At 59.0% G+C, this 16,431-nt stretch carries 9 protein-coding genes and 1 pseudogene; 1 reads left to right on the top strand and 9 read right to left on the bottom strand.

Going from position 1 to position 16,431, the window contains the following annotated elements:
• Positions 1–138 precede the first annotated feature (138 nt).
• The 9 genes and pseudogenes from Q3C01_RS39900 to Q3C01_RS39860 all read right to left on the bottom strand — a co-directional run bounded on the left by Q3C01_RS39900 (position 139) and on the right by Q3C01_RS39860 (position 15,536).
• The gene (locus tag Q3C01_RS39900; protein ID WP_449382370.1) at positions 139–339 is read right to left on the bottom strand and encodes a hypothetical protein; all 201 of its coding nucleotides are present in this window, start codon (positions 337–339) and stop codon (positions 139–141) included.
• Positions 340–2,228: 1,889 nt separating this feature from the next.
• Entirely contained in the window at positions 2,229–3,458 is a 1,230-nt protein-coding gene (locus Q3C01_RS39895; protein WP_458150814.1) for a caspase family protein, read from the bottom strand.
• Positions 3,459–3,549: 91 nt separating this feature from the next.
• A complete protein-coding gene (locus Q3C01_RS39890) occupies positions 3,550–3,963 on the bottom strand; it encodes a DUF4399 domain-containing protein (RefSeq protein WP_458150813.1) in 414 nt (137 codons plus the stop codon).
• Positions 3,964–4,301: 338 nt separating this feature from the next.
• Positions 4,302–4,478, bottom strand: coding sequence for a DUF6894 family protein (locus Q3C01_RS39885; protein ID WP_458150812.1), 177 nt, complete (start codon positions 4,476–4,478; stop codon positions 4,302–4,304).
• Between the two features lie 1,040 nt (positions 4,479–5,518).
• Positions 5,519–6,034 carry a hypothetical protein gene (locus Q3C01_RS39880; RefSeq protein ID WP_458150811.1) on the bottom strand — a complete coding sequence of 172 codons (516 nt, stop codon included), beginning with the start codon at positions 6,032–6,034 and terminating at the stop codon, positions 5,519–5,521.
• Positions 6,035–6,365: 331 nt separating this feature from the next.
• Positions 6,366–6,809 (bottom strand): annotated as a pseudogene (locus Q3C01_RS39875) (recombinase family protein).
• 2,343 nt (positions 6,810–9,152) lie between these two features.
• Complete coding sequence (locus Q3C01_RS39870) at positions 9,153–12,056, bottom strand: NHLP bacteriocin export ABC transporter permease/ATPase subunit (RefSeq protein WP_458150810.1); 2,904 nt, start codon at positions 12,054–12,056, stop codon at positions 9,153–9,155.
• Positions 12,053–14,167, bottom strand: coding sequence for an NHLP family bacteriocin export ABC transporter peptidase/permease/ATPase subunit (locus Q3C01_RS39865; RefSeq protein ID WP_458150809.1), 2,115 nt, complete (start codon positions 14,165–14,167; stop codon positions 12,053–12,055). The genes Q3C01_RS39870 and Q3C01_RS39865 overlap by 4 nt, the downstream gene beginning before the upstream one ends.
• A gap of 100 nt (positions 14,168–14,267) precedes the next feature.
• Positions 14,268–15,536, bottom strand: coding sequence for an NHLP bacteriocin system secretion protein (locus tag Q3C01_RS39860; protein ID WP_458150808.1), 1,269 nt, complete (start codon positions 15,534–15,536; stop codon positions 14,268–14,270).
• A 144-nt stretch (positions 15,537–15,680) separates the two neighbouring features.
• Here Q3C01_RS39860 and Q3C01_RS39855 point away from each other — a divergent pair, with 144 nt between their 5' ends.
• On the top strand, positions 15,681–16,202 hold the full coding sequence (locus tag Q3C01_RS39855; protein WP_458150807.1) for a hypothetical protein: 522 nt from the start codon (positions 15,681–15,683) through the stop codon (positions 16,200–16,202).
• The last annotated feature ends 229 nt before the right edge of the window (positions 16,203–16,431 follow it).

The following is a 16,431-nucleotide window of genomic DNA, read 5'->3' as shown; positions in this document are numbered from 1 at the left end:
GTGCAAATCATCAGTTTGCCATCATATCATATGTGACGCCTTGCTGTAATTTCACTGAAGAGAGTGGGGGGCAACGTCCTTTGAAATATTCGTAACACCATCCGGGTGGGTGTCGAGAGCAAACCCGCCAGCGAGGATTCAACCAAGCGAGACCGCCTGCGCCACCATAAGGCCAGCACCCAGGATGCAGATTAGGCCGCCAAAAAGCTCAAAGACCGACGGCCCGGGGCGGCCCACCGCTAACAGCGCAAGGATGGTCGCAATGCCGAACCGAATGCCCTGTGGCGTGAGGCTGTCCCACCCGATAATATCCCAGCCGATAACTGAAAGAAGAGTCATTTCCTGGCTCCTGTATTTGAAACCTTTTGTTGCCCGGATTTCCGCGCACGCGTGGCGGGTGACAGCGTCGAAGGTGCGTCTGGCGGAGGCGACTGAGGCAGAGCGCGTCGAAAGATCGCAGCCGCCCGTGTAGGGCCCTATCGCCAGTCAAGGCTCGTTGACGATGCTCGGTGGAGAATACTTGGCATGGCTCTCGCCGTCCTCGGCGTAGCCACGCTCCCACGCGCCAGAAGCGAGAAAGCCCGCATAACTCAATCCTTCATCCCCGACAAGCCGAGTCGTCGGCCCAAGCCGCTGATTGAGAAGTAGCGTCGCAAAGCAGCGGAGCAGCTCTGATCTTGGCTCGTCCTGTTCAACCCACAGAAATTGCCCCAATCTCGCTGACCTCGAGGAAGATATGTTGAAGCGCCGGCGGGCGCCGATATCACCGCAAGAAGCGCCGCCAGCGGCTGGCGGCACACCGCCGACGGTTGCGGTAGGACTGAAACAAAAGAGGCCGCCGACCAAGGCGGCCCAACTGCTGTCGCCACCGCTAGCAGGATAACGACTACGACGATGGCGATGCCTTCACCCCCAGGGTGCCCCTGAGCCGCAATAATTGGCCATTCCCTGACATGCAAATCTGCGAAACGCTTGAGCCCGACTTAACCGCAACCCTACGCCGGTGGACGATACGGATATGCGCACCGCGAACGGTCCGCCAGCTATGGGAAATTCTAATCCGAGCCATTTAACCTCCAAGGTTCAACGAACAGTAACGGTTGTCTCAGCAAGGTGTATTCCAACACACGCCCGGGATAGCCGATCCCAAGGTCAACGACCGTGATGCGCGTCACTGGAACTTCGGCCACATGACGAAGGCGTTTCTAGGCATCACCGCGGCGAGCAATGTGGCACCGAAGATCGCGACAGCAAGACATCCGCGCCGGGATTGAATGCGAATCGACGGTGGCGGGATAGGACGTCGCCGCCTTGCTCATTGCACCATATCTGGGGCGCCATTGAGATCAGGCGGGTAGGTGACCTTCACTGACAGCGGAAATTAGCCGCGGTCTTGCTATGATGCTGATCGATTGGCTATGGAGATGAAGCACTAGACCGGTAAGGTAGCGGATGTGATCGGTCCTCTCGGTCCCGCACGCTCAGCTCCTCTATGCTGCACACGGCGACGCGTACAGGTTCTAGGGAATTCCGACGATTGCGAGCGATCAACAGGCCGAGTTGCGGTCGGTGCGGCTTCTCAACCACGTAAAGCCGGCGAACTACTCGCGCCGCAAAGCAGCGAAGAACTACGCAGTAGTTTGATAAGAAACGAAAACGTTCCTGGCACTCGGCTGTTTATTTTGGGAACGAGCTCCGAAAGCCGAGGGTTGTTATGCGACGGAGGAAATTGCCATGCTTGTGTTTTGGTTGCCGATCATAATCTTCGAATCGATGCTTGAAGCAGACCTGAATCAGCGCAAAGCAGGCGATCCATCGGTGATCGAATAGTGAGGGTTCGAATTACGCTCTGCAATATGTGATTGGGATCACGGCCCCAACGCGTGACTTGTAAGAGTGTCTCGTCGAACAGTTGTTTGCGGTTCTTCGAGAAACACACTATGAGCATCGTGATTCAAAGACTTAATGGCTTGTGGCACCTTGTCGTCGGGTCGTGCCAGCTCCGAACTCCCTTCCTGGAGACTCAGGACCGGGAGCTGGTTGTTATGTACGCCCGCCGAGTTTACCCTGGCGCCAAAGTCTTCGAACGCGACTGATCCTAACAGCGACGCGCTCGAGCGAATGTTGTCTCGTATTTGAGTGACCGGCAATTTCCCAGGAGAGGCCTTGCGGGGCACTAATTTCAATCGGGAAATCTCATGGACACATCGCGAAGTGTCCAGACGAGATCAAGGAGCGACGCTCTCGCGCAATCGGCGGAGCTGGGACCGGAGCCGCTCGCAGCCCAATTCCAGCTCGAACTTGGTGATCGCCTCAAACGTAGGTTCAGCGCGCACGCTCAGCAACCGCGCCATGTCGCGGGTGCAAGTATCTTCCAAGCGGGCAGACTCGTTCAGTGCCTGCAGCTTCGGAGCGGCTTGCGGCGCCGCATTTCCGCCAGAAGGCGGAGCGGTATTGCTATCAATACTCTCAAACAGACGCTGTACTTGTGGACGGAGCCGCTTGCAGGTGACCTCGCGTTGGAAGTTGGTGATCTCGTCCGGCGCTGGGTTGGCGCGCAGACGAGCCAGCCTCGCTTCGTCGCGGACACAGGGGTCCGTGATTTCGGGGGCGGGCTGCGCGGGAAGCGGCGGCTTGGGCAGGTCCGCCTTCGCAGCCGGTGGCGCGCTTGGCGGCGTTGGATTGATCACGGTCGGCTTCGGCGCGGCCGGCGCCAGAACTGGCGGAGGGGCCAGGGGCGGCGGTGCCGGCGCGACAATTGTTGCACCCAACTGGGGCACTAAGGAGATGGTTGCGCCGCCGAGAGAACCATAGATGAACGGCTCCTGCCGTCCACCGGTCATGGCGATAACCGCATCGCGGACACGACCAAGTGCGATACGAATGTCAACGCCGGGCTCGGCAAGGTATCTCAGCAGCGCGGTCGCATAGGGACTGTTCACGCCGTCGCCGTCGTAGGAAATTGAGCCGGCTTTTGCGGCGTAGGCCACCAGCGTATCGGCACTGACTTCATCAAGCCTCGCGAGCCCGCCTCTGGTCGGCGAGCGACTTGCGGATCGCAGCTTGGCCGCAAACGGGTTGTCGCGGCAGGCGTCGAGTAGTATCAAACGCAGGCGACGTACCGGTTGCAGCGCCCAGATGATGCGATCGATCGCGATAGCCTCGTCGTCGACGTCGTAGTCGTGGCTCAGCTTGGCATCCATCGGTATCAGATAATTCATGCCGCCGATCTCGATGCCGTGACCGGCGTAATAGACCACCGCCACATCGGCGTTCTCTGCAGTAATGAGAAACTCGCGCACAGTGCGCTTGAAGTCGACGACGCCGAGATCGTTGCGCGAAATGACGACGTCGAAACCGATAGATTTGAACAGCGCTGCGATCGCTTTGGAGTCGTTGCCGGTATTGGGTAGCGTCGGTGCGTTCGTATAGGCGGAGATTCCGACGACCAGGGCCACGCGACGCTCCGCTGCGGCCGCATCGGCGAACATCGCGCTGACGATGAGGCAGAGGACGTGGATCAAGAGCCGGCGCGGTTTCATTGCTGCATCAATATCCGTAACTCCGCGAGGAGCGATGGCGGTATTTGCGCTTTGCCGGCGGCTGGCCGTTCTCCGTCACGGTGACGTTGATGATGTCGGAGAACATCGCCGCATCGAGCGGCACGCGGGCGAAATCGGCGAACAGGAGGCGCAGTTTGTGCTGGCCGATCGGGAGCGTGATCTTCGCTTCGATCTGGCCAGCGCCGAAGTGCAGGTGGTTGAAGTAGTTCAGGAGCGGCTGGTCGAGCGAAGGCAACTCGGCATCGACAAGCAAACGATGATGACAGGTGTTGGGTTTGTCGTAGCCCGCGGGCGCCACGCCCATGTTCAACAAACCGAAGCGGATCACCGGTTCGGAGAAATATAGAAGCCGTTCTTGGGATAGATGAAGCCGCGGCGCGACCGTCGCCTTGCCGGTCACGGCTGCTATGCAACATTGGATGTGACGTGTGCATACTCCCGATCGTTAGAGCCGACCGGAGATCACAAGATGAAATCCGCCGTCTTGTCTGTGAGTTTTCTCACAATCCGCAAATTCTTTAGAGAGGCCGCTGCACGATTCCGGGAGGCAAGAGCTTTACGTAGTCTTCCCAAATGTACCGTTTGGAGCAGCAGGCTGTTCGATTGTGTCCGGGCTGCGACGGAAGTCCCGTTGGACGAGTATCGCTCCGGCGAAGGCACGCCGGATGATTGCTGTCGTGATCGCATTCACCTCTGACGAAGAAGTATGAATGATGGCTCTGACAGCATGGCAGTCTCTCAGTGCGGCTTGCCGAGCACGAATGCGAACGGCAGAACGAAAATCTCGTCGCTGACACGCAGGGCCCACTGCCGCCATTCATCCAGATTGGCGGCTACGACGAGGGATCGCACCCTGCGGGCGGCCTCCTCACACGCCTCGATCAGGTCGGATACGAATGTACCGCGACGATCCATCAGTGACTCCCTTAGCGTTCGAGCCATGGAAATAGACCTGAGTCATGTACGCCTCCTTGCAACATCCGGGCGAGCAAGCTCGACCCTGCATGCCAGAGACATACTGGGCCGCAAAAGGGATTGTCCGTGATCATCCGCAACATCGTGCGGTTTGGGAGCCTCGCGGGGCTGTGATCGGTCCGGCCTCAACTCACATTCACTGACGAGGCATGGATCCAACGTCAGCGCTAGGCCGATGGCTGGGGCGTCAGCCGTGCTGCCCCGTCGTTAGCCGAACCTCCGCGGCAGCTGTCGTACCTGCGTCCCCTCGGCCGCGCCCGCCATCGCTGGAACCGGGCGCATTGCCGTCGGAGATAGCAGCAGAACGCTGCATCATCTTGCAGTGCTTGGAAACGCGATATAGGGAAGAGGCTCGGAAGCCTGTCGATTAGTGGCGGGGCTGAATTGCCCCGCCAGTGACCTACAGAGGGCCGTACGAGCATTTCTATATTTATCGGCTAGTCTAGGTCGTTACCCCGCGGCCATAAATAGAGCCCACGGCCATTTCTGAGCGATGCAGCGGTGGCTTTAGGGTGGTTATGAACACCACGAAGCACAGCGCTCCGATTGCGAAGATGATAAGACTAAAAATGCAGTTTAGGTTCATCCGTGTTCCTCGCCGCCTTTTTGTCTGGGGCTGCATCATGCAGCCATGAACCCGATGATGAAGAGATTGACCCGAATCTTCCGTGACGGCGCTCACAATGTAGAGCCTCCTCTGCCTTCCCTGAGTCCCGCAGCGTCCATTTGCTTGGCTACTTCGCGATGGTGGCGCGGCTGCATGCCGTGGCGGACGGGATAGCGTTCTGCGACAATCTTGGCAGCATGCGGGAAATGCCTTGTTACGCTCGACATTGGCGGCCCTCTGCGCTGGTCTTGGCTTACCCTTGCGCCTGCCGGCGGCGGCGGTCTTCGTTGCGTGCGATGGCCGCGAGTATGTCGAGCGGCATTCCCATCGAACACGTGGGCCGTGAGCAAGCCATTGCCGCCCGTGATTTCCGTCACAGATAGAAAAGCCACCCTTCAGTATGGTTCGAGCCACATGTTGTTGATTGCAACCCCTGAGGAGGAAATTTATGAGTGAAATGCGTGAACTGATCGATACGGACCTCGACGCTGTGTGTGGAGGGCATCACGGGCATCACGGGCATCATGGGCATCACGGGCTTTTTAGCTTCGGCAATTTCGGCAATATCGTCAATTTCGGCAATATTTTCATACAGGAAAACATTGCCGTGCAGATTGCTGTGGCTGTCGGCGCTAACGCCACCGCCGTCAATCTGCTCGGTGGTCAGCAGAACTCCGGCTTTATCAGCCGGGCAGCCGCAGTTTAGGCGAGTCGTGATCATGATTGATCTTGAAGAGATTGACTTGTCTGCAGCACCGGGCAGGGAAGACAGAGATTTGTGAGTGCCGTCACGGAAGATTCGGGTCGATCTCTTCATGGTGCGGTTCGCATGATACAGTTCTAGAACTAATGGAGCGAAGGTGACCCTGAACCACACTTTCAGTCTCATGACCTTCGCGCTCTTAGCGCTGTGCTTCGTGGCATTCGTAGCCACCATAAAGCCGCAACCGCTGTATCACTCAGAAACGGCTATGGGTTCGATCTATGAGCGCGCCTTCAGCGCCGGAAGTTCTTGAATCGACCCGGCGGTCAGTCATGACGCCTCCAGGGCGCGCTGCACGGTGCTGGTGCCGACGCCGATCGTGCGGGTGATCGTGAGAATGCCCTTGCTTTCGCTGCGCAGCCGCCTGATGCGTCTTTGCAGCTCGACCCTGCTTTCATCCCCCAGCGCTTCTCATCAGCGCTTCTGTGGCCGTCCTTGCGGCTGTCACGGCCTAGCTTCACGCCGTTCGCCTTGGCGCGTGCGAGGCCGGCGTTGACGCGCTCGACGACATGGCCTTCTCGACTTCGGCAAACAAGCCGCACATCTGGAACATCGTGCGCCCGAGGGGGCGTGGTGTCGAGCGCCTGCTGGTGCAGGTACAGGTCGCACTTATTTCACGGCCTGGAGGTCGCCAGGAAGCGACCAGATCCTGCAAGCTGCGGCCGAGGCGATCAACGCTCCAGGCCGTGATCATGTTGATCTAGCGGGCGGTGACATCCTTCAGCAGCCGATCGAAGCCAGGACGCTTGTTGTGGCGGTTGGAGCCGCTGACGTCGGCGTCCTTGTAGAGGCCGACGATCACCCAGCCCGAGCGCTCGGCGACCGCCTCCAGCTCGCGGCGCTGGTTCTCCGTGGTCTGTCCGTCGGTGCTGACACGCAGATAAATGCCGACAGGCTTCATGGCTTACTCCAACGTGGAGCTTCATTTTGATGCTCGCGAAAAGCCAGTGAATTCAACGGGCGCCGGCGAAGTGGGGCGACTACGCCGAGCCATCGCCAATGGGGGCCGGCAGCGGTCGCGCGGACGAAGAGGGTTGGGACAGCGGGACAGGCGCTGAGGAGGCCACCTGTCCCGCCGCGCTTACCGCGAACAGTAAACTGCTACGGTGCGCTAACTGCTGGATGACAACATATCGGCCTCTCCTCGACTGTGATGCACGGCACTGCGGCAAGTCAAGGCCGGAGCCGACCGTCGGTGATGGGATTTAGCGCCACGCGCTATGGGTCGAGCCCCTACGCTCAGGGCAAGGACAATGACGACGTCGCGGCAACGCTGTCAACGGTTGATGGGATCGAGGCTGCTGTCGTGGGTAGTAGGTCGGCGCAAGGGCTTAGGCGGAGGTTTGGGCGTTTGGGCTGCTTACGCGATGATTGAATTCCCGGTGACCCAACGTGGAGGGTACGTCAGGGATGATGTAGGGCTGCCGGGCACGCGACCAGTTCGTTCGGTCCGGCGAACTGGTCGCGAACTACGAGGCAGAGGCGCAAGGAGGTATCAACCTGAGTGCCCCTGGTCACAGTCTGCGCTAGATTGAGTGCGGTAATGCAGCGTCAATGATCAGAAGTCCGGCGGATGTACCCGAGCCTGCTGATCCTCGAGAGGCCCCGACGTGCATCGTCGGGGCCTCTATTTTGGGTGCAATCATCAGCACACAATGTCAGCTCTTGGACGCGAAGCATAATCATATGCTTGATCCGAGCCGTACCCGGCAATGACCCGAACCTGGCATCTTGTGGCCGACTTCGAGGGTGCTCGAATTCGTCACGGTTGGCGCAATCCAAAGAGGTTGTTAGTCGGCGGCCTCTGTTCGATTCGCTTTGGTCGATCCCATCCCCTACCTAAAGTTCATCAGTCCAGCCGAGCTAGATTACCTGCAATGTAACAGATACGAACAAGAGTTTTGGTCTCAGAGCCTTCCGACCATGAGAAACGTTCAAGCTCTGGTGTTGTATTGGCGACCGCGCCGTATTTCTGGTCATTCGAAAGCTGATACACGCGATGACAAGAAGCATCAGTCGAGACCTGGCGGCCAGCAGTTGGCCCGTAATTGACCGTAGCATTGTAACTCCTCGGCGTCGGGATCGCGGTAAAGGAGTTGTTTACGACGGGAGTGTGAATGAAGGAGTACGAAAAAGCGCCAGCACTCACTGTGACTTTGGCGGGCGGCGGCGGAGGCATGTTCCCCCATGTTCCAGATGTACTGCCCGTTCCGTCGCCATTGAAAGTCAATCGAGCCTGGAAGTTGCCCAGTACCAAGCGCTATCGGTGCCATTCGCAATCGTCGGATTTCCCTCGCTGTCGTTTGCAAATCCAGACGGGGCCACTAGACATGTATCGAAGTGCCAGCGACGGCATAGGTGCCTTTCAGATTGTCGCCAGCAAAAGCCGAAACCGACATATTGGCGAAGATCAATACCATTGCGATTTTGTAATCGTGTCTCGTGGCATTCCCTCCTGTTGCGCGATTTCAATTCAGGCGATGGCCCCCTCAATTCGAGCAAGCGTTGCCCTAGGACAGTCCCCTGCGTCGGTGGGACACCCACGAAAGATAGCACAACAATCATACGTTGATCTCAGCTGAACAAGCGGCGGTAATGTGCGCACGCGCGTCATCACGCCACCTGTTGGGCTGACGGGCGCTGGTATTACGCAACTGGTAGCGGCATTGGCCGCATCGACATGCTTTCCGGCGGCGCGACAGGGACTGGATCAATCCCCGTTAGGCGTGAGCACCCTGGTCGGCCAAGTCGCCACAGGCGCGTCTTCGAATGATCCGGGATCAGCTTGTCGTCCGAGAGCCGCTGTAGGGCGCGAGGCGGTGGCTGGCGGTACTATCAACGTTGCTTCGATCTCGATCCCGACGTTGACCCAGACTCTTCTTCAGAATAACTCGCTCAACCAGACCGGTGTTGCTCTCGGCGGCTCCGTTGTCCAGGTGGCCGGCCCTCAGACGAACACCGGGGTCCAGGCCGGATCCATCAGCTAAGTCGGCAATGCCCGCGCACTCCACGGGCTGCTCCTCCCGAGGGGAGCGGATACTCATTATCAATCGAGAATTCTCACGGACACAAGAACCCTCGCGCAATGAACTACGGGAAGAGGTCTCGACACGGTCTCGATGCCCAGCAGCCACACAATTGATCTTGCTCTTTCAAGAACGCGCTTTCGTTCGCTACAATCCCAGTCGTAAGACTGTAATGCTGCACATGATGCTTGCGGATGATCGCCCGCGCCGCCGTTAGACTAGCGATGACCGGGTTCAAGCAACTGCCGCTTGGCAAAATCCGCAAACGGACCCGGAACGCTCATGAGCTCTGCGTAGCTTCCAGTTTGCACGACTTTGCCGCGCGAGAGCATGACAATACGATCTGCATTGCGCACGGTGCTGAGGCGATGCGCAATCACAATCCGCGTGATGCTCAATCGTTCCAGCGAGGTGCCGATGATGCTCTGGGTTTGGTTGTCGAGTGCGCTGGTTGCCTCATCAAACAGAAGAATCCGTGGTGAGCGCGCAAGAGCCCGGGCGATCAATAGCCGCTGCCGCTGACCGCCCGACAGCGTATTCACGCCTTCCGCAACCAGCGTATGCATTCCCATCGGCATCTGCGCGATGTCGGCATCCAGCGCCGCCAATCGGGCGGCCTCCCACGCCTTCTCCAGCGGCAAATCAACGCCGCCGCAAATGTTTTCGTAAAGGCTTCCGGTTGCGAGCTTGGTATCTTGCAGCACCACCCCAAGCTGCCGGCGCACGGCGCTGATGTCGAGCGTGTTGAGCGCCTTGCCGTCGTAAAACACCGTGCCGGCTTCTGCGCGCTCAAAACCGAGCAGCAAACGAAAGAGCGACGATTTCCCGCTACCTGAGGGACCGACGACTGCGACGTAGTCACCCGTCGCAATGCTTAGGCTGACGTCATCCAGGACCTTCGGCCCGCCTTGCATATAGCGGAAGACGACGCCGGAAAGTTCGATCTCTCCGGATAGCTCTCCGGGCGATCGCCGTTCCTCAGAGATTTCGGCAGGGGTCGAAATCACGGGCTTCAGTCGGCTGAGGTGAGGAATCGTCACCAGTGATTCGCTGACGCTTGAGGCCCAACTACCTATCGCGGCCGTGGCCTGTCCGAACGCTGCCAGAAAGGCGAGGAATGCACCGAGATCGAGCAGGACGTGACTGTTTGTGTAGGAGGCAAGCGCAAAGATTGTCAATGTCGCCAGCATCGAAAAGGCGATGTCAAAGGTGCCCAGGGCGTTGGCCGCTTGCTGCGAGGCGATGAAAAATTGTCTCTGAATGGCAAATTGTTGCGACCATCGCGCTAACGCGCGCTCCGTTGCGCCGGCCACCCGCAGCTTGCCGACGCCCGCAATCAATTGTAGCACAAAGCCGCTGGCCTTGCCTTGCAGGTTGAAATGTTTAGTTTCGTAGTAGAGTCGCACGGCGCTCGTGGCAAGAATTGCAGCCGCTCTGATCAGCGTGAGCAGCAGTGCAATGCTGCCCAGTCGGAGGTCATAGTAGAGCATCAGCCCAATGCTGAAGAGAGAAAAGAACGAGGCCGTAAAGCCGCCGAGCACACGTCCGGTGAAGATCCGGCGAGTGGCGTCGATGCCCATGGCGCGATCGACCAAATCGCCGCTTGTATATTCGCGAAACAGAGAGGTGGGCAGGCGCAGCAATCGGTCGATCACCGCGGCCTGCAGCTTATAGTCGAGCAGACCTTCGAGCCTTAACGTGACCCGTCCTTGCATCATCTGCAAACTTGCCATCGCCACAGCTGTGACCGTCAGCGCTAGCGCACAAACAGCGAGCTGATCGATCTCGGTGCGAGGGATAACCGAATTGACCAGGACATTGGTGAGCAGTGGCGGGATCAGCGACAGTAGCCCGATTGCCACAACAGCCAACGCGATGCGCGCGATGCTGCTGGAAACGCCTCGCATCGCAAAGGCGAGCAGATCGCGATATTGGAGCGGGCGGAACGGCAACACTGGATAGAAAGTGATGGCCTCCGGCTTGAGCTCGCCGGCAACGGAGCGATCGACCAAGCGATGTCTTCCGCCCTTTGGGTCGAACACCGTGTAGGTGTTCGCCCGCTTGCGCACCAGAGCCACTGGACTACGTTCCTCTCCATGCCAACCGAGGAGCGGTCCAGCATCGGTCGTCCACCAGACATCGCGCAGGAGCACACGGCGGATCCGCAATTGGGCTGTGCGAGCGATCTCCAGAATGTCGCTGAAGGCCTGTCTTGTGGGTTGAGCGCGCTGCGAAAGCCTAACCGGTATTCCCAGTTCTTCTCCGACAACGCGGCAACTGCGAAGCAGCGGGTCTGTCGGGTCCCATTCGGATTGCGTACGATCGGCTTTTCTGACCACGACATCAGAGAGCCGCTCAAACGAGTCGAGCGTTTGCGACACAATGAGTTCGCCACGGCGGACCAGGCGTTCCCGCTCTCGAATGACGCCCTCTGCGAGGCTGCGCTCGAGATGGGTAATAACAGCCACCTGGAATCGATCAATCGCGGACCAGAGAACCAGGGAATCTGGCGGGTACGGGTCGAGACGCAATTTGCACCCGTGCTCGCCGGCTTCCACCCACATCCCACCGGTCAAAGGGAAGGGAGGCTGTCCGGGAGCGAAGCTCGAGCCGACGTTCATGACCTTTGCTGTCCCGGTTTCGAGGTGTGCCCACAGGAGGTCCCGCATCGGACCGCGACGGCGCTCGCCCGGGTGCAGTTCAATCGCCTCACCGCTCACCAGCTCGGAAATGGCTTCGTTTGGCGCCGAGCGGACCATGAACGTCGCCAATTGGGCAATCCAGCCAGACACAGGACCAAAGGACGCAGCCCTGCGCGGCACCTCCAAAAGCTCAGTCCCGGGGGGGCCGACGGCGATGATTTGCAACCGGCTACCCGAGGTTTCGCAGGCATTGTGGAGGTCCAGAATGCATTCGCCGTTTTCGACTCGAAACAAATGCTGGCGCGTGCCTGACGGCTGGACTGCAAACAAATCGACGTGACCGGCTGCCACTTGAAGAACGTGCTCTTGGTCGCTGAGAAGCATCGGGCGCCGCGCATCGAGCGCGGTCCGGTGTAACAGACCGGTCGGCACCTCGCGTTGATGCCCAACGAAATCCTCCCTGACAAATCGATCGGTCATTCGCGCGCCACCAGTTTGGCATAGGAGGCCTGAAGCGCAAGAAGCTCTTCATGCGTGCCGCGCTCAACGATGCGCCCGCGTTCGAGCACGATGATTTCGTCGCAATCGCGTATCGTGCTCAAGCGGTGGGCGATGATGATGCAGCTGCAACCTCTGCGCCGCAGGTTGTCGTCGATGGATTTTTCCGTGATCGGATCGAGGGCAGCAGTTGCTTCATCCAGGACAAGGATCGAGGGATTGCAAACCAGAGCTCGGGCGATTTCGATGCGCTGACGCTGGCCGCCGCTGAAGTTTGTACCGCCTTCGTTGACGTGGCAGTCATAATTGCCTGGTCTGATCGCAAGGTCTTGATGAATCAGCGCGTCCTTGGCCGCCGTCAACAGATGGCGCTCGTCGGTTGTTGAATCCCAGAGCGTCAAATTGTCTCGCGCGGTTCCCTCAAACAGAAAGACGTCCTGGTCGACGTAGGCGACGGAGTTCGCAAAAACGTCCGCAGGGACGTCCGTCAGCCTACATCCGTCAAAACGAATCTCGCCGGACCAGGGTTTGTACAATCCGCAGATCAGCTTGCCGAGGGTTGATTTTCCGCTGCCCGACACGCCAACGAGTGCCACGCGTGAACCGGCAGGGATCACCAGCGAAAGATCCGCCAAAAGCGGCGGCTCGAGCACCGAATAGCCGAAGCTGATGTTGTGAAGTTCGAGTCGGCCGGTAAGCTTGGGCGGCAAGGCATCCGCATGTGTCGGCGGTTGCGGCGCTAGCGGGTATCGGTAGACATCCTCGAGCCGTTCGAGCGCTCCCTTGATGGTTTGCAGGCCGCCGAAATAATTAACGAGGTTGACGAAAGGCTCGGAGAAACTCAATGCTAAGGATTGGAAGGCCACGAGGCTTCCCAGTGTCAGGGAGCCCTGAATAACCCGCAAGCCTCCGACACCAAGAATCGCTGCGATCATGAGGCCCGAGAGCAGGGTCGGGACCATGTCCAATATGATGGCGGAGGCGCCGATCCTCTGTTCGGCGTTGAGGGTTTTGGCTTGAAGACCGGCCCACCGGCCGAAGGCGTCGTCCTCCAATCCACTTGCTTTGATGGTTTCGATGGTCCGCACCATGCTCACGGTCGCCCCGAGCAGCTTTCCCTGATCGAGCGCCAGCCGATAGCTCAGTTCCTGGCGGCGTGAAGCGACAAGCCGCAGGAGAAGAACATTTACCAAAGAGATTGCGACGCAAAGCGCGGTCAGGCTAACGTCGTAGACGGCCATGGCCGCGGCGAACAAGACCACCGACATCAGGCTGAGCGCATTGGCGGCAATGCCGCTTGAAAGCAGTCGGGCGATCTGTTCGTTGGCTGCAATACGGCCTGCAATGTCGCCGGCGTGGCGTTGGGTGAAGAATTCCAGCGGCAGCGTCATAAGACGCCACAGAAAGCGGCTGGTCATCACGACGGCGAGCTTGGTCTGCAGCCGCAATAGCAGCGATTGGCGTATGGTGGTCAGAACGGCCCGGAAGGCGGCCGTCAGCGCCATGCCGATCAGGAGCGGCACAAGCCAGCTGCGCGTGTGCTGGATCAAAATTTCATCAACAAATATTTTTGAAAATCCTGCGGCAACAATATTGGGCAGGACCGCGACGATGCTGACAACAACTAGCAGGGCCACCGCCTCCTTTGATTGGCGCAGCTCCCGCATGAGCAGGCTTATGCCCTTCGGTTTGCTGCCAACCTTCTCAAAGCTTTCGCCCCGTTCAAACACCAGGACAACGCCGGTGAACGCGAGATCAAGCTCGACCAGATCGATCCGCCGACGCCCGCTCGCGGGGTCATTTATGTAGGCGCGCTTTCTATCAATTCCTTCCAGGACCACGAAATGGTTGAAGTTCCAGTGAATGATGCAAGGCGTCGGAAGCTCGGCAAGTGCCGGAGGTTCGACGCTGTAGCCCTTCGCCGTGAGGCCGTATCGGCGCGCCGCTCTGATGATATTGCTCGCCTTGCTGCCGTCGCGCGATACGCCGCATGCGACACGAAGCTGCTCCAACGGAATCCACGCACCGTAATAGCCGAGAATGATGCCAAGCGCCGCCGCACCGCATTCGACGGCTTCCATCTGCAGGATCATGGGTGTCCGCCGGGTGCGTCGGCGTGGCAACCAGCTCGCCATGCGGCTGACGTAAGATTTGGGCCGACCGCGCTCGCTGATTGGCTGCTTTGGAGAAGGCTTATCCATCAATTCCCGTGAGGTGCTTGAGCAGGGGTATCACCAGATCGAGGGGGCGCTGCCGGCGTGTTGTGATCTCGGCCCGCGCCAACGTTCCGCTCGTGAGATGAATGTTCGGCCCCTTGCCAACGGCCCATCGATAACCGGTTGGAGTGGAGGCGTCTTCATAGAGCGCAACCGTCGCGGCGTAGGGTGCACCGTCGTGCGAGAAGCGTGAAACCAGGCTTTCGTTATGCAGCAGCGCGGACATGCCCTGCGGCGTCATCGGGAAATCAGAGATGCTGATCACGTTGCCCAGCATCATGCCAAATTCCTCGCGCTTCACCGTGCTCGGCTCGAGTTGCACCTGCATGCCAGGCTTAACCTGTTTGCCCCGTTCCGCGGGAACATAGACGACGGCTTGGAGCTTGGCGCCTTCGCTTTCGATCGCAATCACCGGTGTGCCGATGGCTAGCACCGAACCGGGCGAAATCTTCACTTCCAAAACCCGCCCGTCCATCGGGCTGATCACTTGGGTGTTCTGGCTCAGCTGTTCGGCTGCGGCATTCATTTGCCGCCGCGCATCGTTGAGGGCAAACTCGGACTGCTGAATTTCACGCCCGCGATCCGTTTCCAGATCCGTCTTCTGCGACCGCAACTTTAAAATCTCGTTTTGGGCGTCAGTACGACGCTGTTGCGCGTCGGTCAGCTCCTGGCGTCGCTCTTCCAGATTGCGCCGCGTCGTGTATCCCTTGGCCAGCAGATCCTCCAGGTTCTTGACGTCGACGGTGAGATATTCGATGCGCTGGCTCGTTGCCTTGATCACCTGTTGCAGGGCGATTTCAAGTTTTGCAAAGTTCTGGCTCTTGGCGGCGAGTTCGCTTTCAGCTTTCGACACCCGGTCGGCGTGCTCCCGCTCGCGTTCATGAAATACCTCGGTCGCTGCGTTGTGCTTTTGCTGGATGTCGGTTTGAACGATCTGGGCGATGGGCTGATCCTTACTGACGTGATCGCCCACCGTGACGGCGACCGACTGCAGCCGTCCGGCAGCGGCCGATACGGCGTCGACGACCTTACCGCCACTGCCGATCAGGATTCCGTCGCCCGAGACGCGAGTGGGCACGCGCCCGAAAATGCCCCACAGCACGGCCGCCACAAGCGCAATGCACAGCACAAGGGTAAGAATCCAGTCAGCGGGCCTGGTGATAACAACGAGATGATCGAGCTGCTCGGGAGACGCAGCCCGGTCTAGGGCCGCGGTGCGAAACGCCCGTTGCGGCCCGTCGGTCATGCTCGTATGCTCCGGCTTTGGGAGCGGTTCAGACGCCGACATGTCTGCACGCAAAGCAAGTGTGAACTGAAGTCGACGATGGCCGATCTTTGCACAGAAACAACCATCTAACAATAAGGGGTGGCAGGGGAAGGACCAATTGGGATGCACGGCCTGATCACGAGATTTTCGTTCCCAGCGCGAGCGCACCGAAAGATGCTGGCGGCAAGCTTGGGGCTTGGGCTGTTCCTACCCAGTGTGTGCTGTGCGGGCGTCCTGTCCGAGAGCGATTTCAGGCAGGCGGAGAGCCTTAGGCCGCTCTTTGCCAACCTCATGAATGACCTTGTCGCAACCGTAAAGCGCCCCGATGTTTCCAGCGAGGACGCCGACTGTGTCAACTCGACTATCCGGGAACTTCTTCAGATCTCCGACGAACTAGCAAGCTACGAGTATCTGATCACGATGGAGAAAGATCTGACCGACTTTGGCGACAAAAATCCAATGCGGGATATCGTCAAGTTTGCCGTCGACACGAGCAGCACGATCCTGATCAGCGAAAGAAGACGGTTAGTTCAGATATCCGAGCGGTGTACCAAATATCCGTTGGGGCAAGGCAAGACTCAGGAGGCCCTAACCATCATCGACGCGACGACAGGCATATTGGCCTCCATTCGAGCTCGCCTTTGACATGGGCGAATAAAGCCGCCGCGCAGTAAGCGACTCCCGCGTCCGGAGATGCAGCGAAGGACTATTTGCTGATCCTAGTGGACGACGAAGCGCGCCCAGATCAGCCGGTGAGTAGCAGAGCACCATCGAGAACACCTTGGTGGCGCTTTTCGGGTCTTTGATCGCGTGCTCTCGATGCGCTAAGGGGGATTGATCCAGTAACCTGTCGCACCGCCGGCAGTGGGTGTGC

Source organism: Bradyrhizobium sp. UFLA05-109 (assembly GCF_054185165.1).
Note: the sequence above shows the minus strand (reverse complement) of the source record. Positions and strands in the feature narration are given on the sequence as shown.

Coding starts and splice junctions, on each gene's coding strand:
- Q3C01_RS39865 (WP_458150809.1), bottom strand. CDS start 14,167: ATGATCCTGCAGATGGAAGCCGTCGAATGCGGTGCGGCGGCGCTTGGC.
- Q3C01_RS39880 (WP_458150811.1), bottom strand. CDS start 6,034: ATGAGACTGAAAGTGTGGTTCAGGGTCACCTTCGCTCCATTAGTTCTA.
- Q3C01_RS39860 (WP_458150808.1), bottom strand. CDS start 15,536: ATGACCGACGGGCCGCAACGGGCGTTTCGCACCGCGGCCCTAGACCGG.
- Q3C01_RS39870 (WP_458150810.1), bottom strand. CDS start 12,056: ATGACCGATCGATTTGTCAGGGAGGATTTCGTTGGGCATCAACGCGAG.
- Q3C01_RS39885 (WP_458150812.1), bottom strand. CDS start 4,478: ATGGATCGTCGCGGTACATTCGTATCCGACCTGATCGAGGCGTGTGAG.
- Q3C01_RS39900 (WP_449382370.1), bottom strand. CDS start 339: ATGACTCTTCTTTCAGTTATCGGCTGGGATATTATCGGGTGGGACAGC.
- Q3C01_RS39855 (WP_458150807.1), top strand. CDS start 15,681: ATGCACGGCCTGATCACGAGATTTTCGTTCCCAGCGCGAGCGCACCGA.